This is a genomic window from Embleya sp. NPDC127516 (assembly GCF_044765325.1).
Classification (GTDB): Bacteria; Actinomycetota; Actinomycetes; order Streptomycetales; family Streptomycetaceae; genus Embleya.
The window spans coordinates 34,302-50,127 of the sequence record NZ_JBIWJT010000026.1; the positions used below are offsets into that span (position 1 = coordinate 34,302).

Genomic DNA, 15,826 nt, shown 5'->3' on the forward strand with positions numbered 1-15,826 from the left:
ACCGGACGCCGGACTCCGACGCGGACCGGCAACTCCGCCGCGGACCGGAACGCCCACTCGCGCGTGTCGGCCCGAACGCGGCGCCCGGTCAGGGGCCGACGCTGAGCCGTTCGAAGCTCCACGCGTGCGGCGTGCGGGCGACCAGCGCGGCCGGGGGGTCCGGCAGCGACACCGGCTCGCCGGTCCACAGCGCGATCACCACGACCCGGTCGCCGTCCCGCTCGTCGGAGGAGGCGAACACCTCGACCCGTTCCAGGCCGGGCGCGTCGACCAGGACCGGCAGCGCCGCGGCGTGCACCCACGCGGCCAGCGCCGCTCCCCCGCCGGCCTCGGCCCTGGCCTCCCACATCGCCGCGATCGCCATCTCGCCTCTCCCGTTTCCACCGTTCCCGAACCGTCGTACTCCGCGTGAGCGCCCGCGCCTACGACAGCGCCTGGGTCACCGTGACCGGCATCGAGGAGTCGGCCGGGATGGACAGCGTGGAGGGGGCCCGGTCCCGGGCGACCATCTCGGCGCCCAGCGCGGCGACCATCGCGCCGTTGTCGGTGCACAGGCCCGGCCGCGGCACCCGCAGCACGATCCCGGCCGCGTCGCAGCGCTCCTGCGCCAGGGCGCGCAACCGCGAGTTGGCCGAGACGCCGCCGCCCATCATCAGGTGCTCGACGCCGTTCTCCTTGCAGGCGCGGATCGCCTTGCGGGTCAGCACGTCCACCACCGCCTCCTGGAAGGAGGCCGCGACGTCGGCCACCGGCACCGCCTCGCCGGCCCGCTGCCGGGCCTCGACCCAGCGCGCGACCGAGGTCTTGAGGCCGGAGAAGGAGAAGTCGAAGGGCGCGTCGCGCGGTCCGGTCAGCCCGCGCGGGAAGGCGATCGCGGTTCGGTCGCCCTCGCGCGCCCGCCGGTCGATCACCGGTCCGCCCGGGAAGCCGAGCCCGAGCACCCGCGCGACCTTGTCGAACGCCTCGCCCGCCGCGTCGTCGATGGTCGACCCGAGTGGCCGCACGTCGGCGGTGATGTCGGGCACCAGGAGCAGCGAGGAGTGTCCGCCGGAGACCAGCAGGGCCATGCACGGCTCGGGCAGCTTGCCGTGCTCCAACTGGTCCACGCACACGTGCGAGGCCAGGTGGTTGACGCCGTACAGCGGCTTGTCCAGCGCGACCGAGTAGCCCTTCGCCGCCGCGACGCCGACCAGCAGCGCCCCCGCCAGGCCGGGGCCGGAGGTGACCGCGATCGCGTCGATGTCGCGCATGGTGACGCCCGCGTCGGCGAGCGCGCGGCGCACCGTGGGCACCATCGCCTCCAGGTGCGCGCGGCTGGCCACCTCGGGCACCACCCCGCCGAACCGGGCGTGTTCGTCGACGCTGGAGGCGACCGCGTCGGCGAGCAGCGTGGTGCCGCGCACGATGCCGATGCCCGTCTCGTCGCACGAGGTCTCGATGCCCAGGACGAGTGGTTCGTCAGCCACCGGTGGCCGTTCCTTCCCGACGTTCCTTGAGATCGCGGCGCATCACCAGCGCGTCCACGTTGGCGGGCTGGTAGTAGCCCCGCCGCACGCCGATCCCCTTGAATCCGAAGCGCTCGTAGAGCGCCTGTGCGCGGGCGTTGTCCACGCGCACCTCCAGCAGTACGTCCCGACAGCCGCGTTCGAGCGCCAGATCGAGCAGTTCGGTCAACAACACCGAGCCCAGGCCCGTCCCCCACCGATCGCGGCGCACCCCGATCGTCTGCACGTCGCCCTCGTCGCCGATCACCGCGAGCCCGGCGTACCCGGCGAGCGCCCCGGTCTCGTCCTCGGCCACCACGTAATAGCGCAACTCGGGCTCGGACAACTCGGACCAGAACATCCCGGCCGACCACGCGTCCTCGGCGAACAGTTCGTGTTCGAGTCGCATGACGGCCTCGATGTCCCACCACCGCATGCGCCGCAGTCGAGGGCCGGATTCCATGCCGGGAGTCTATCGACTGCCCCACCACCCCTTGAGCCCGATCGATCGGGCCGGCCCGGCCCGGGGCGACCGACAGGGGGCCGGCAGGGGTGCCGGGGCGGGGTGGGGCCGGCGTCGCGGATCGGTGACCGTCAGGCCCGGGGCGGCGGTCCGTCGGGGGTGACGGCCTTGTAGCCCGCGGGGACCTGCGCGTCGGGGCGGCGCAGGTACAACGGCTCGGGGGCCGACAGGGCCTCCCCGGCCGCCAGTCGCCGTACGGCGAACGCCGCGAGCGCCGCCGCGTCCGGGTGCTCCGGCGCACGCGCGTCGGTGAACGTCCCCGCGTACAACGCGGCGCCCGCGCCCACCGCCGGCAGCTTGGTGACGTCCTCGGGCAGGTCGCCCGCGCGATCCACCGCCGGGCCTTGCGCGCGCGCACCCGCTTCGTCGTACCGCGCCCAGTAGACCTCCTTGCGGCGTGCGTCCGTCGCCGCCACGAACGGCCCGGTGACGGTGCCGTCCCGGCGGGCCGCGTACGCGAGCGCGTCGAGGGTGCACACGCCGTACACGGGGATGCCGAGCGCGTCGCCCATCGCGAGCGCGGTCACGATGCCCACCCGTAGGCCGGTGTACGGCCCGGGCCCGACCCCGACCGCGATGGCGGTGACGTCGGAGCGGGTTCGGCCCGCCGCGCGCAACACGTCGGCGATGCCGGGCGCGAGCAGTTCGCCCTGCCGACGGGCGTCGACCCGGGTGGAATCGGCGAGGACGGCGGAATCGTCGTGGAGGGCGACCGTGACGGCCGGGGTGGCGGTGTCGAAGGCGAGCAGCAGCACGGCACCAGGCTACCGACCGCGCGCCGTGCTCTCGTCCGCCGCGCCCGCGGGACGCGCGGGTGCGCGGGGCGCCGCGGGCTGCCGGGAAGGAAAAGTGGACCCGGCTCCAACGCGCGGGCGGTGCCTGCCGGCACCATGGAGGCCACCACACGGCGGAAGAGGGACCCAAGGCAATGGCGAAGCGGCTCAACCCGGGCGTGGCCGTCGCGGGCATCACCATCGCCGCACTGGTCGGCGTCGGCTTCCTCGCGGCGCAGGCCGCGAACTCGGCACCGGACAACCGGGGGATAGCGCGCACGAACACGCCGACCCCCACCGCCCCGTCCGGGGCGACCGCGCCCCCGGTCTACGTACCGCCGCCGGTGCCCGCGGGCTCCGGCACCGGCAAGCGGGTCGTCTACGCGATCAAGGACAGCCACGTCTGGCTGGTCGACGAGGCCGACCGCACGCTGCGCGAATACCCCGTCGCGAACGCGCCGGTCAAGCCGCAACCGGGCTCGTACCAGGTGACCCTGAAGAAGGAGGAGGCGCAGACCGGCAGCGACAACCTCCGGATCACCTACTCGGTGCGCTTCGGCGCGGTACAGGGCATCCCGCTCGGCTTCGCCGCGACGGACACTCCGCTGGACAAGATCGACACCGGCGCCAAGCCCGGCCCCTCCCCCAGCGGCACCGCACGCCCGAAGGCCTCCACGTCGCCGGCCAAGAGCGCGGGTATCCGCTCCAAGCCGGACGACGGCGCGGCCCTGTGGGCCTTCGCCCCGGTCGGCACACCCGTCATCGTGGTGCCCTGACCGCACAGGTCCGATTCACCACGCCACGCCCACCATTGCCCCATTCAGCGGCGATTCCCGTGCTTTGCCCACATATCATCAGGATGATGATCCCTCCGGTCACACCAGCCCCATCGGGCACACGCGGCTGACCGACAGGGCCCGTCAGGGCAATGGCACCGAGGAAATGGTGGCGGCGTGGCGCACGACTCCTCCGGTCCGAGCGGTCCCGGCGACGTCCAGGGGCCGACTCCCCGGCGCAGGTTGTTCGACTACCCCCGGAGCAATCGGCGGGGACTCCGGCGTTGGTTGCCCTCGTTCAAGCACCTGCTCACCTTCGTCCTGCTGGTCCTGTCCGGCCTGTTCGCCGCCGTGGGTCTGGTCTACGCGGTCACCCCGGTTCCGCACACCGTCAACGCCCAGGCCCGGCAGCAGAGCAACGTCTGGTACTGGAGCGACGGCAGCGAGATCACCCGCACCGGCACCACCAACCGGCAGACCGTGCCGCTGGCCGCGATCCCGATCGACGTGCAGCACGCGGTGCTCGCCGCCGAGGACCGCTCCTTCTTCTCCAACGCCGGTGTATCGATCACCGGCACCGTGCGCGCCCTGCTGCGCAACGCCGCGGGTGGCTCGGGCGGCCTCCAGGGCGGTTCGACGATCACCCAGCAGTATGTCAAGAACGTCTACCTGACCCAGGAGCAGACGCTGGGCCGCAAGTTCAAGGAGGCGATCATCTCGGTCAAACTCGACCGCACCGTCTCCAAGGACGAGATCCTCACCGGCTACCTCAACAGCGTGTACTTCGGCCGCGGCGCGTACGGGATCCAGGCCGCCGCGCAGGCGTACTACGGCATCGACGTCGGGCAACTCACCGTCGAGCAGGGCGCCTACCTGGCGGTGCTGCTGAACGCGCCCAGCGCCAACGACGTCCGGAACACCACCGAGGCGGGCCGGCGGCGGGTACTCGCACGCTGGGACTACGTCCTGGACGGCATGGTCAAGGAGAAGTGGCTCACCCCCGAGCAGCGCGCCGGCATGGTCTTCCCGGAGCCGATCGACCCGCGTCCGGCGGCCAACCTGGCCGGCGTCAACGGCTATCTGGTGGAGATGGCCAAGCGCTACCTGCTCGACCACGACGTGGTCGACGAGGACCGGCTCGACGCCGGCGGCTACGCGATCACCACGACGTTCGACAAGCGCACGACCGAGGTGCTCCAGCAGACCGTGCAGGACCAGCTCGCCCAGTCGCTGGATCCGGCCGAGCGCTCCGCGGACGTCGGCGTACGCGTCGCCGCGGCGTCGGTGGAGCCGGGCAGCGGCCGGATCGTCGCGATCTACGGCGGCCCCAACTACGTCCGGCAGTTCGTCAACGACGCCACCCGCCGCGACGTGCAGGTCGGTTCCACGTTCAAGCCGTTCGTGCTGGCCGCCGGTCTGCGCGACGGCGTGCAGGACCGCGACGGCAGGCGGGACCGGATCAGCCCGCGCACGGTCTACAACGGCAACGACAACGTGGTGATCCGCTACCCGAACGGCAAGCCCGTCCTGCAGGACGGCGTGCCCTGGCAACCGGGCAACGAGGACGGCGTCGACTACGGGCAGATCACCCTGGCCCGGGCGATGGACAAGTCGGTGAACACCGTCTACACCCAACTGGGCATGGACGTCGGCCCCGACCGGGTGGTGCGGGCGGCGGTGGACGCGGGGCTGCCCGCGAGCACGCCGGGGCTGCAACCGATCCCGTCCGTGTCGCTGGGCACCTCTACCCCCAGCGCGCTGGACATGGCCTCGGCGTACGCCACGTTCGCGGCCGAGGGCAAACAGCGCGCGCCCTACCCGGTGGACCGGTTGACCCGCTCCGGCGACACCGTGGACCTGCCCGATCACGACACCGAGGACGCCTACGACAACCAGCAGGCGAACGCGGTCACCCAGGTGCTGCGCGGCGTCGTGGACAGCGGCACCGGATTTCGCGCACAGGCGCTGAACCGCCCGGCGGCGGGCAAGACCGGCACCACCGACGACAACCGCTCGGCCTGGTTCGTCGGCTACACCCCGGACCTGTCCACCTCGATGGGCATGTTCCGCGAGGACGCCGAGACGCACGCGTTCTTGTCCCTGTCCGGGGTCGCCGGACTGGACCGGGTGGACGGCGGCAACCTGCCGACCCGGATGTGGACGACCTACATGCGTGCCGCACTCGCCGGGCAGAAGGCGACCGACTTCCCGGAGGAGACCGCCGGCGGCCTCGGTGTGCCGGACACCAGCCTGGTGCCGCCGAACACCGGTACCGCCACGCCCAGCGCGCCGGCCACCGCGACCACCGGTCCGCCGACCGGCGACACCGGCACCACCGCTCCGCCGACCACGCCCCCGGCGACCGGCACCCGCCCGCCGGACACGTCCGCCCCGCCGGGCGGTTCGGGTGGCGGCGGCGCGACCAGCCGCCCGCCCTCGAACGTGCCCGAGTCCCCCGACGCGCCCGAGTCCCCGGCGGCGGCCGTCACCTGACCGGCCCAGGGCCTCGGTCCCGGTCCGGGTCCGGGTCCGGGTCCGGGTCCGGGCCGGTCGATCCCGGTCCGGGTCAGCCCGCCAACGCGTCGAGGTCGATGCTCGCCCAGCGGGCGCCGACCCCGGTCACCTGGATCGTGCGCACCTCGTCGCCGGCGAAGTCGGTCGCGCTCTCCGCGAGCGCGTCCGGCCCGAGCGCGTCACGCGCGATGGCGATGTCCAGGCGGTCCTCGGTCAGTTCCTCGACCATGCCCTCGCCCCACTCCACGACGGTCACCGACTCGTCGAGCGAGGCGTCCAGGTCCAGGCCGTCGATCTCGGCGGTGACGTCCGCCGAACCGCCGAGCCGATAGGCGTCGACGTGCACCAGGGCCGGGCCGCCGACCTCGGAGGGGTGCACCCGGGCGATCACGAACGTCGGCGAGGTCACCGCGCCGCGCACTCCCAGGCCGACCCCGATGCCCTGGGTCAGCGTGGTCTTGCCCGCGCCCAGGCCGCCGGACAGCACGATCAGATCGCCGGCCCGCAGCAACTTGGCCAGACGGGCACCGAGCGCGCGCGTGTCCGCGCCGCCGGCGACCGTCACCGTCACACTTCGCACCACTTCAGCACTCCCACCACGCCGAACTCGCGAACCCGAACCGCTTCGGGCCCGCCCTCCCCGAGTCGTCCCGGCTTCCCGGGACCATCGCTCGGGGTCATCACCCGGGATCACTGTCCCGCAGGATCACGGCTCGCGTCGATTCCGACCTATGCGGACGATCCGCCGCGCGCGTGCCCGCCGGATCGCCCGGCGCGCCGCCCGGGTGCACGCGTGGCGCGCGCGAGAAGATCGCGCACCGCCGCGTTGACCACCACCGGATGCTCCAGCGGGGTCAGGTGCCCCGACTGCGGCACGATCAGCAACTCGGCGCCGGGCAGCGCCTCCTTGATCGCCTCGCTGTGCGTGGCCGGCGCGATCAGGTCGCCCTCGCCGCCCACCACGAGCGTCTCCACCCCCGCCAGCGCCGGCAGCGCGGCCATCTTGTCGTGTGCCTCGAAGGCCGGGAAGAACTCGGCGATCACGTCGATCGGCGTACCGGAGATCATCCGGTCGGTGAACCGCACCAGGGTCGGGTCCACCTCGGAGTCGAACGCGTACCGCTCGGTGAACAGGTACACCAGGTCGCGGGCCGCCCGCCGACCCGCCTCCACCAGCGCGGCCCGCCGGCCGAGCGTACGCAGCAACCCGGGCGCGATCCGGTGCACGAGCCGGGCGCCGGCCGCGGGAATGCCCAGCGTCACCGTCGCCCAGCGGCCCGCCGAGGTGTTCATCAGCGCGACGCCGATCACCCGGTCCCCGAACAACTCGGGGTGCTGATCGGCCAGCGCCATGATGGTCATCCCACCCATCGAGTGGCCCAGCAGCACGAGCGGGCCCTCGGGCGCCAGTTCCGTCAGCACCGTGTACAGGTCGGCGCCGAGGTGGTCGATCGTCGAGGTCTCCGGAGCGCCCCGGCCGGATCGGCCGTGGCTGCGCTGGTCGTAGAACACCAGTCGGTATTCGTCGCGCAGTTCGGCCCGCTGGTAGTGCCAGCAGTCCATGTCGAGGCAGTAGCCGTGACACAGCACCACGGTCACCGCCGCGTCACGCCTGCCGTCCACCTCGGCGTACAACTCGACGCCGTCGCCGGTGGTGACGATGTGCGGTTCGCCGCGCAGCGTGCCGAACTCCGCCAGCGCGTCCATCTGCGCCTCGGTCCGGCGGCGGAACGCGCGGCCGACGGTCATCCGCTCGATCGCCACGCCCGCGGCGGCGCCGGCCGCGAGCACACCGACCGCGGCGCCCACGATGCCGGCCCGGCGGCCGAGCGCACGACCGCCGCCGGAGGGGCCCGGCACGGGGGTGCTCACGGCGCGCCCGTCCCGGTGGCGGCCGTTTCGGCTGTCGTCCCGGCGGCGGTCGTCCCGGTGTAGACGCGAGGCACCCGCGCGCCGATCCGGGTGACGATCTCGTAGCTGATCGTGCCGGTCGCCACCGCCCAGTCCTCCGCGGTGGGCTCGCCCCGATCGCCCGGCCCGAACAGGATCGCCTCGTCGCCCGCGGCGGCCGGGTCGTCGCCGAGGTCGACCACGAACTGGTCCATCGCCACCCGGCCGGCGATCGTGCGCCGGCGGCCGGCCACCAGGACCGGACCGGCGTTGCTCGCGTTCCTGGGGATGCCGTCCGCGTAGCCGGTGGGCACCAGCGCGAGCGTGGTCTCGCGCGGCGCGATCCACGAGTGCCCGTAGGACACGCCGTGCCCGGCCGGAACCCGCTTGACCCCGGCCAGGTTCGCCGCCAGCGTCATCGCCGGGCGCAACCCGAAGTCGGCGGGGCCGCCGACCTCCGGCACGGGCGACAGGCCATAGCTGACCAAGCCCACCCGGACCAGGTCGAAGTGCGCTTCGGGCAGCAGCAGCGTCGCGGGCGAGTTGGCCATGTGCCGCACCTCGGGGGTGACCCCGCAGCCCTCGGCGTGCGCCAGCATCTCGGTGAACTCGGCCAGTTGCACCGCAATCGAGGGGTGTCCGGGCTCGTCCGCGCAGGCGAAGTGCGACCACAGGCCGACCACCTCGACGGCGCCGTCGGCCTGGGCCTTGAGCCCGGCATCGACCAGGGCCGGCCAGTCGGCGGGTAGGCAACCGTTGCGGCCCAGGCCGGTGTCCGCCTTGAGGTGCACGCGCGCGGTCCGGCCGCTCGCCCGTGCGGCGTCCACCACCTCGCGCATCGCCCAGAGCCCGCTCACCGAGATGTCCACATCGGCGCGCACCGCGTCCTCGAAGCGGTCGCCCGGGGCCCACAACCAGGTGAGCACGCGCCCGGTGTCGCCGGCCGCGCGCAACGCGAGCGCCTCCTCGACCACCGCGGTGCCCAGCCACGCGGCGCCGCCCGCACGGGCCGCCCGCGCGCACGGGAGCAGGCCGTGTCCGTAGGCGTTCGCCTTGACCACGCTCATCACCGCCGCCGAGCCCACCCGAGCCCGGACGGCCGCGATGTTGTCCCGAATGGCATCGAGATCGATCCGCGCCTCGGCACGCATGTGGCTGGTGGTCCTTCCGACGACGGTCATCGACGAGAGCCCGCGTCCCGGCTCCGGACGGGATCCGGTGCCGGGCATCCCGGAGCTCAAGACTCCCAGTGTGGCAGGCCCGTGCCGGGGCGGTCTCCCTGTCACGTGCCTGTGACGTCCGCCCACACCGCGGGCAGCGCCCGGATCAGGTCCGGCGCGGTCACCGGACCGGGCAGCGCGCGGGCGGCCAGGCCGTGCAGGTAGGCGGCCGCCGAACCGGCGTCCAGCGGGTCCAGGCCCGCCGCGAGCAGCGCGCCGGCCAGGCCGGAGAGCACGTCGCCGCTGCCCGCGGTGGCCAGCCACGGGGTGCCGGTGGGATTGATCCGGACCCGGCCGTCGGGCGCGGCGATCACCGTGGTGGAGCCCTTGAGCAGCACCACGCAGTCGTAGAGCGCGGCGAGCCGGCACGCGTGCTCCAGCCGCTCCGCCTCGACGCGTTCGCGGGTCGTGACGACCCCGGCGGCGGCGAACAGGCGCACCGCCTCTCCCGCGTGCGGGGTGAGCAGCGCGGGAGTCGGCCAGGTGCCGGGTTTCGCCCGGGCGAGCAGGGTCAGTCCGTCCGCGTCCACCAGCACCGGCGCCGAGCCGTGCAGTACGCCCGCCCAGCGCGCCTGGGCGTCCTGGTCGGTGTCCAGGCCCGGTCCCACCACCCAGGCCTGCACCCGACCGGCGTCGACCGGGGCAGCCTCGGTCGCCAGCGTCTCCGGCCAGGCCGCGAGCACCGGGCGCAACACCTCGGCCGGACCCGCGCAGCGGACCGCGCCCACGCCGCCGCGCACGGCCGCGCCGACCACGAGCACCGCCGCGCCGGGGTATCGGGGCGAGCCGGCGACCACGCCGAGCACCCCGCGCGAGTACTTGTCGCTCTCCCCCGTGGGAGCGGGCAACAGCCGGGCCACGTCCGCGTGTTGCAGGACGTCCACCCGTGACGTCGGCAGGTGCGGGTCGAGCCCGATGTCCACCAGGTGCCGCACGCCGGCGTACTGCGCTCCGGGGTCGACCAGCAGGCCGGGCTTGTAGGTGCCGAAGGTGACCGTGACATCGGCCCGTACCGCCGCGCCCTCGACCCGCCCGGTGTCCGCGTCCACCCCGCTGGGCACGTCGACCGCGACCACGATCGAATCCCGCACGTGCGCGAGCAGTTCCGCGGCGGGTGGGCGCAGCGCGCCCTTGCCGCCGATCCCGACGATGCCGTCGAGCACCAGGTCGGCCCGCCCGAGCAGGTCGATCGTGTCGGCCCGGTCCGGCGCGCCGGCGTCCCACACCCGTACGCCGGCCCGCCGCGCCCACGCCAGGCCCGCCGGATGGGCCCGCTCCGGCGCGAGCAGCAACGCGTCCACCCGCGCGCCGCGTCGGGCCAGCATGCCGCCCGCGTACAGCGCGTCCCCGCCGTTGTCGCCGCTGCCCACGAGCAGCGCGACCCGGGTGCCGTAGACCCGGCCGAGCAGTCGGGCGCACGTATTCGCCAGGCCGGTCGCGGCGCGCCGCATCAGCGTGCCCTCGGGCAACGTGGCCAACAGCGCGGCCTCCGCGCCACGCACCTGCTCGACGTCGTGCGCTGCGCGCATGCGCGACCCCCTCAGCCCTCGGCGATGACGACAGCGGAAGCAATGCCCGCGTCGTGGCTGAGCGACACATGCCAGTGCCGCACGCCCAGTTCGAAGGCCCGCGCGGCGACCGTGCCGGTCACCGCGAGCAGCGGCCGGCCGGAATCCTCGGTGGTCACCTCGGCGTCCAGCCAGTGCAGGCCGCCGGGCGCGCCGAGTGCCTTGGCCAGGGCCTCCTTGGCGGCGAACCGGGCGGCCAGGGACGCGACGCCGCGTTCCTGCCCGGACCGCACCCAACGCTCCCCTTCGGTGAAGAGCCGATCGGCCAACCCGGGGGTCCGCTCCAACGACTGCCCGAACCGCGCGATGTCCGCGACGTCGATACCCACACCGATGATCACGGCCCGAGCCTACAAACACCGGGGCCGCCGGCGCCCCGGCCCACGACGAGTCCGGGCCGCACCCCCGGCGGGGGTGCGGCCCGGTGGGCTCGTGGGCGCTCTCGGGTCACGACGCCTCGACGACGTCGGCCCGGTTGCGCTCGTTGACGAGAGTCACCGGCGGCTCGACGCGCACCTCGGTGCGGCGCCGCGGCTGCCACTGGCCGAGCAACATCGCGCCGAGGGCGATCAGCAGCCCGAGCACCTGGAGCGCGGTCAGCGTCTGGCTCAGCACGACCAGGCCGGCCAGCGTGGCGACCACCGGGTTGACCAGGCCGAGGAAGGACGCCACGCCGGCGCCGAGGCGCTCGATGCCGCGGAACCACAGCACGTAGGCGAGCGCGGTGCCGATCAGCACCAGGTAGCCGAAGCCGAGCAGGTTGCGGCCGGTGGGCACCGGCGGCATGCCCTCGATCGCGAACATCATCGGGACGATCACCATGCCGCCGACGGTGAGCTGCCATCCGGTGGTGGCCAACAGCGAGACCCCCTCGGGTCGACCCCAGCGCGCCGACATCACCACGCCCATCGCCATCAAGGTGGTGGCCAGCAGCATCAGGCCGACACCGATCGGGTCGAGTTCCGCCTCCGAGCTGAGCACGAGCAGGGCGACGCCGACCACGCCGCCGACGCCGGCGAGCAGCACCCGCGGTTGTGCCCGCACCTTCAGGATCAGGAACGACAGGCCCGCGACGATCAGCGGCGACACCGAGCCGATGGTGGCCGCGACACCACCGGGCAGGCGGTACGCGCCGGCGAAGATCAGCGGGAAGAACAACCCGACGTTGAGCATCCCCAGGACGAATGAGCGCCACCACCACACCCCGGTCGGCAGCCGTCTGGACATGGCGACCAGGAGCAGACCCGCGGGCAACGCCCGCACGCCGGCCGCGAGCAACGGCCGGTCGGCCGGGAGCATCTCCGTGGTCACGAGGTAGGTGGTCCCCCACGTGGCCGGGGCCACGGCCGTCGCCAGGAGCATCCCCACCCGACCGATCCCCCTGCTACCACCCTGAACCGCCATGCCATTCACCTCAACGCTAGTTTTGCGAGCAGTAACTATCTGAACGTTGAGATAAGTAAATACCCTCCTTCTGTGAGCGTCAAGTAGATGAGCGTTGAGATAAATTGGCGGCATGACCGAACGCGGCACATCCGAGACAGACATCCGCGACGCGATCGACGACGTCTGGGACCAATGGCACCGGGAGCGGCCCGACATCGCTCCCGAGAGCCTCGACGTCATGGCGGCCGTCGGGCGGATGAACCGGCTGCGCCGGTTCATCGACCAGACGTTGCGCACCTACTTCGCCCGCTACGGGCTCGACTTCTCCGAGTTCGACGTGCTGGCCACGCTGCGCCGCTCCGGCGGCGTCGAGGGGGTCAGCGCGGGCACGCTGCTGCGCTCGGCGATGGTCACGTCGGGCGCGATCACCAACCGGGTGGACAAGCTCACCGCGAAGGGCCTGGTCGAGCGCTCGGTCAGCGCCGAGGACCGCCGCTCGGTCCTGGTCAAGCTGACCCCCGAGGGCGTCAAGCTCGTGGACGACATCCTCGTCGGCCACCTGGAGAACGAGGGCCGCTTCCTCGCCGTCCTCGACGAAAGCGAGCGCGACCAGCTCAACGCCCTGCTGCGCAAGCTCCTGATCGCCCAGGGCGACACCCACCTGGGCTGACCCGAACCGATCCGGCCCCGAGCGCCCCGCCCGAAACGCGAAACCGCCCCGCGCCCCCTCTCGATGAGGGGGCGCGGGGCGGTCGAGGATCGGGTCGGACTACTCGACCGTGACCGACTTCGCCAGGTTGCGCGGCTGGTCCACCTCGTGGCCCTTGGCCGTGGCCAGCTCGCACGCGAATACCTGCAACGGCACGGTGGACACCAGCGGCTGCAGCAGCACCGGCGTGACCGGGATGCGCACCAGGTGGTCGGCGTACGGCACGACCGCCTCGTCGCCCTCCTCGGCGATCACGATGGTGCGTGCGCCGCGGGCCCGGATCTCCTGGATGTTGGACACGATCTTGTCGTGCAGCACCGAGCGCCCACGCGGCGACGGGACCACCACCACGACCGGCAGGCCCTCCTCGATCAGCGCGATCGGACCGTGCTTGAGCTCTCCCGCCGCGAAGCCCTCGGCGTGCATGTACGCCAGCTCCTTGAGCTTGAGCGCACCCTCGAGCGCCACCGGGTAGCCCACGTGCCGGCCCAGGAACAACACCGAACCGGCGTCCTTGAGCGAACGGGCCAGCTCGCGCACCGGCTCCATCGTGTCCAGGACCTTGTCCACCATCTCCGGCATCGCCGCGAGCTGCTCGATCACCTCGGTGATCTCGTCGCCCCACTTGGTGCCGCGCACCTGGCCCAGGTACAGCGCGACCAGGTAGCAGGCGACCAACTGGGTCAGGAACGCCTTGGTCGAGGCGACGGCGACCTCGGGGCCCGCGTGCGTGTACAACACCGCGTCCGCCTCGCGCGGCATCGTCGAGCCGTTGGTGTTGCAGATGACCAGCACCTTGGCGCCCTGCTCGCGGGCGTGCCGCTGGGCCATCAGCGTGTCCATCGTCTCGCCGGACTGCGAGATGGTCACCACCAGCGTCTGCCGGTCCAGGATCGGGTCGCGGTAGCGGAACTCGCTGGCCAGCTCGACCTCGCAGGGCACGCGGGTCCAGTGCTCGATCGCGTACTTGGCGATCAGGCCCGCGTGGAAGGACGTGCCGCAGGCGATGATCACGACCTTGTCGATCTCGCGCAGCACCTCGTCCGCGATCCGCACCTCGTCGAGCACCAGGCGCCCGTCGGTGCCGATCCGGCCCAACAGCGTGTCGGCGACCGCCTTGGGCTGCTCGGCGATCTCCTTGAGCATGAAGTAGTCGTAGCCGTCCTTCTCGGCGGCCGACACGTCCCAGTCCACGTGGTACTCGCGAATGGCCGCGGGCGCGCCGTCGAAGTCGGTCACCGTGATCGCGTCCCGGCGCAGCTCGACCACCTGGTCCTGGCCCAGCTCGATCGCCTCGCGCGTGTGCTCGATGAACGCGGCCACGTCCGAGGCGAGGAAGTTCTCGCCGACACCGCGACCGACCACCAGCGGCGAGTTGCGGCGCGCACCGACCACCACGTCGGGAGCGTCCGCGTGCACCGCGACCAGGGTGAAGGCGCCCTCCAGCCGACGGCAGACCCGGCGCATCGCCTCGGCCAGGTCCTCGCCGGCGCCCGCGAACTCCTCGGCCAGCAGGTGCGCGACCACCTCGGTGTCGGTCTCCGAGGCGAGCTTGTGCCCGCGCTCGGCCAACTCGGCGCGCAGCGCGGCGAAGTTCTCGATGATCCCGTTGTGTACGACGCCGACCCGACCCGCGTTGTCCAGATGCGGATGCGCGTTCGCGTCGTTGGGCGCACCGTGGGTGGCCCACCGCGTGTGCCCGATGCCACACGTCCCCACCGGAAGCGGCGATTCCGCCAGCGCGCCCACCAGGTTGGCCAGCTTCCCGGCGCGCTTCTCGCTCACCAGGGCACCGGCGGAGAGCACGGCCACCCCGGCCGAGTCGTAACCGCGGTATTCCAGCCGCTTGAGCCCGCCGATGACCACGTCCAGCGCCGATTGAGCGCCCACATATCCCACAATCCCGCACATGGGGGCCAGCCTACGGGGTCCACATCGGGCCGGCGGAAACGCGTTCGACGGCCCGGCGACGGCGCGTGGGCGCACACTCGGGACAATAGGCACGTGCACTCCTTCGCGGCTCAGGGGCCGGCTCGCGACCTGTCCCCCTTCGTCGAACTCGACCGCGCCGCCTGGACCCGGCTTCGGGCCGGGACGCCGCTGCCGCTGACCGCCGACGAACTCGAACGCCTGCGCGGCCTGGGCGACGTGGTCGACCTCGACGAGGTCTCCGACGTCTACCTGCCGCTGTCCAGGCTGCTGAACCTCTACGTGGGCGCCACCCGGGGCCTGGGCCGCGCGCTCACCACGTTCCTGGGCAACGGCGAGAACCCGGGCATACCGTTCGTGATCGGCGTCGCGGGCAGCGTCGCGGTGGGCAAGAGCACCACCGCCCGCATCCTGCGCGAACTGCTCGCCCGCTGGCCCGACCACCCGCACGTCGAACTGCTGACCACCGACGGCTTCCTCTACCCCAACGAGGAGTTGGAGCGCCGCGGGATCATGCACCGCAAGGGCTTCCCCGAGTCCTACGACCGACGCGCCCTGGTGCGCTTCGTCGCCGACGTCAAGGCGGGCAAGCCCGAGGTCACCGCGCCGGTGTACTCGCACCTGACCTACAACATCGTGCCGAACGAGCGGCTGACCATCCACCGGCCCGACATCCTGATCGTCGAGGGCCTGAACGTGCTGCAACCCGCCTCGCCGACCGCCGACGGCCGCCCCCGGCTCGCGCTGTCCGACTTCTTCGACTTCAGCCTGTACGTGGACGCCCGCACCCAGGACATCCGCCGCTGGTACCTGGAACGCTTCGTCAAACTGCGCCAGACCGCGTTCCGCGACCCGGCCTCGTACTTCCGCAAGTACGCGGTGATGACCCCCGAGGACGCGCTGCGCTACGCGGAGAACACGTGGGCCACCATCAACGAGACCAACCTGGTGCAGAACATCCGACCCACCCGCGCCCGCGCCACGCTGGTACTGCAAAAGGATGCGGAGCACGCGGTGAGCAGATTGCGACTGCGCAAGCTGTGAAGGGCGGTAC

General features: G+C 72.9%; 15 protein-coding genes. 4 read left to right on the top strand and 11 right to left on the bottom strand.

Features of this window, described 5'->3' with window-relative positions:
* Positions 1 to 88 precede the first annotated feature (88 nt).
* The 4 genes from ACIRL2_RS37060 to tsaB form a co-directional block, all read right to left on the bottom strand.
* On the bottom strand, positions 89 to 364 hold the full coding sequence (locus tag ACIRL2_RS37060; RefSeq protein ID WP_395871639.1) for a hypothetical protein: 276 nt from the start codon (positions 362 to 364) through the stop codon (positions 89 to 91).
* Positions 365 to 422: 58 nt separating this feature from the next.
* Positions 423 to 1,466: a tRNA (adenosine(37)-N6)-threonylcarbamoyltransferase complex transferase subunit TsaD gene (tsaD, locus tag ACIRL2_RS37065; RefSeq protein ID WP_395871641.1), complete on the bottom strand. Its 1,044-nt coding sequence runs from the start codon at positions 1,464 to 1,466 to the stop codon at positions 423 to 425.
* Entirely contained in the window at positions 1,459 to 1,947 is a 489-nt protein-coding gene (gene rimI / locus ACIRL2_RS37070) for a ribosomal protein S18-alanine N-acetyltransferase (RefSeq protein ID WP_395871643.1), read from the bottom strand. Before rimI ends, tsaD begins: the two co-directional genes overlap by 8 nt.
* A gap of 131 nt (positions 1,948 to 2,078) precedes the next feature.
* Positions 2,079 to 2,762, bottom strand: a complete 684-nt coding sequence (gene tsaB / locus ACIRL2_RS37075; RefSeq protein ID WP_402238228.1) for a tRNA (adenosine(37)-N6)-threonylcarbamoyltransferase complex dimerization subunit type 1 TsaB — start codon at positions 2,760 to 2,762, stop codon at positions 2,079 to 2,081.
* A gap of 173 nt (positions 2,763 to 2,935) precedes the next feature.
* Between tsaB and ACIRL2_RS37080 the strand changes: the two genes are divergently transcribed.
* Together ACIRL2_RS37080 and ACIRL2_RS37085 are read left to right on the top strand one after the other, a co-directional pair.
* Positions 2,936 to 3,556 (top strand): L,D-transpeptidase, encoded by a 621-nt coding sequence (locus tag ACIRL2_RS37080; protein ID WP_395871648.1) that lies wholly within the window; start codon positions 2,936 to 2,938, stop codon positions 3,554 to 3,556.
* A gap of 177 nt (positions 3,557 to 3,733) precedes the next feature.
* Positions 3,734 to 6,049, top strand: coding sequence for a transglycosylase domain-containing protein (locus tag ACIRL2_RS37085; protein ID WP_395871650.1), 2,316 nt, complete (start codon positions 3,734 to 3,736; stop codon positions 6,047 to 6,049).
* A 73-nt stretch (positions 6,050 to 6,122) separates the two neighbouring features.
* Here ACIRL2_RS37085 and tsaE read toward each other — a convergent pair whose 3' ends face one another.
* From tsaE to ACIRL2_RS37115, 6 genes are all read right to left on the bottom strand, one after another.
* Positions 6,123 to 6,641, bottom strand: a complete 519-nt coding sequence (gene tsaE / locus ACIRL2_RS37090; protein WP_395871652.1) for a tRNA (adenosine(37)-N6)-threonylcarbamoyltransferase complex ATPase subunit type 1 TsaE — start codon at positions 6,639 to 6,641, stop codon at positions 6,123 to 6,125.
* Positions 6,642 to 6,799: 158 nt separating this feature from the next.
* Complete coding sequence (locus tag ACIRL2_RS37095; RefSeq protein ID WP_395871654.1) at positions 6,800 to 7,942, bottom strand: alpha/beta fold hydrolase; 1,143 nt, start codon at positions 7,940 to 7,942, stop codon at positions 6,800 to 6,802.
* A complete protein-coding gene (gene alr / locus ACIRL2_RS37100) occupies positions 7,939 to 9,111 on the bottom strand; it encodes an alanine racemase (protein ID WP_395871828.1) in 1,173 nt (390 codons plus the stop codon). The genes ACIRL2_RS37095 and alr overlap by 4 nt, the downstream gene beginning before the upstream one ends.
* A 131-nt stretch (positions 9,112 to 9,242) precedes the next feature.
* Positions 9,243 to 10,709 carry an NAD(P)H-hydrate dehydratase gene (locus ACIRL2_RS37105; protein ID WP_402238233.1) on the bottom strand — a complete coding sequence of 489 codons (1,467 nt, stop codon included), beginning with the start codon at positions 10,707 to 10,709 and terminating at the stop codon, positions 9,243 to 9,245.
* Between the two features lie 11 nt (positions 10,710 to 10,720).
* Positions 10,721 to 11,089 (bottom strand): holo-ACP synthase, encoded by a 369-nt coding sequence (locus ACIRL2_RS37110; RefSeq protein ID WP_395871658.1) that lies wholly within the window; start codon positions 11,087 to 11,089, stop codon positions 10,721 to 10,723.
* Between the two features lie 106 nt (positions 11,090 to 11,195).
* The gene (locus ACIRL2_RS37115) at positions 11,196 to 12,152 is read right to left on the bottom strand and encodes an EamA family transporter (protein WP_395871660.1); all 957 of its coding nucleotides are present in this window, start codon (positions 12,150 to 12,152) and stop codon (positions 11,196 to 11,198) included.
* Between the two features lie 112 nt (positions 12,153 to 12,264).
* Between ACIRL2_RS37115 and ACIRL2_RS37120 the strand changes: the two genes are divergently transcribed.
* Positions 12,265 to 12,804 (top strand): MarR family winged helix-turn-helix transcriptional regulator, encoded by a 540-nt coding sequence (locus ACIRL2_RS37120; protein WP_395871662.1) that lies wholly within the window; start codon positions 12,265 to 12,267, stop codon positions 12,802 to 12,804.
* 99 nt (positions 12,805 to 12,903) lie between these two features.
* On the opposite strand, the gene glmS is transcribed toward ACIRL2_RS37120, so the two are convergent.
* On the bottom strand, positions 12,904 to 14,754 hold the full coding sequence (glmS, locus tag ACIRL2_RS37125) for a glutamine--fructose-6-phosphate transaminase (isomerizing) (RefSeq protein ID WP_395871664.1): 1,851 nt from the start codon (positions 14,752 to 14,754) through the stop codon (positions 12,904 to 12,906).
* Between the two features lie 93 nt (positions 14,755 to 14,847).
* On the opposite strand from glmS, the gene coaA reads away from it, so the two are divergent.
* Positions 14,848 to 15,816, top strand: a complete 969-nt coding sequence (gene coaA, locus ACIRL2_RS37130) for a type I pantothenate kinase (protein ID WP_395871666.1) — start codon at positions 14,848 to 14,850, stop codon at positions 15,814 to 15,816.
* The last annotated feature ends 10 nt before the right edge of the window (positions 15,817 to 15,826 follow it).

What these genes read in the sequence shown, in the direction of transcription:
- alr (WP_395871828.1), bottom strand. Translation starts at nt 9,111, where the DNA reads ATGCGTGCCGAGGCGCGGATCGATCTCGATGCCATTCGGGACAACATC.
- ACIRL2_RS37105 (WP_402238233.1), bottom strand. Translation starts at nt 10,709, where the DNA reads ATGCGCGCAGCGCACGACGTCGAGCAGGTGCGTGGCGCGGAGGCCGCG.
- ACIRL2_RS37060 (WP_395871639.1), bottom strand. Translation starts at nt 364, where the DNA reads ATGGCGATCGCGGCGATGTGGGAGGCCAGGGCCGAGGCCGGCGGGGGA.
- ACIRL2_RS37080 (WP_395871648.1), top strand. Translation starts at nt 2,936, where the DNA reads ATGGCGAAGCGGCTCAACCCGGGCGTGGCCGTCGCGGGCATCACCATC.
- ACIRL2_RS37120 (WP_395871662.1), top strand. Translation starts at nt 12,265, where the DNA reads ATGACCGAACGCGGCACATCCGAGACAGACATCCGCGACGCGATCGAC.
- rimI (WP_395871643.1), bottom strand. Translation starts at nt 1,947, where the DNA reads ATGGAATCCGGCCCTCGACTGCGGCGCATGCGGTGGTGGGACATCGAG.
- glmS (WP_395871664.1), bottom strand. Translation starts at nt 14,754, where the DNA reads ATGTGCGGGATTGTGGGATATGTGGGCGCTCAATCGGCGCTGGACGTG.
- ACIRL2_RS37115 (WP_395871660.1), bottom strand. Translation starts at nt 12,152, where the DNA reads ATGGCGGTTCAGGGTGGTAGCAGGGGGATCGGTCGGGTGGGGATGCTC.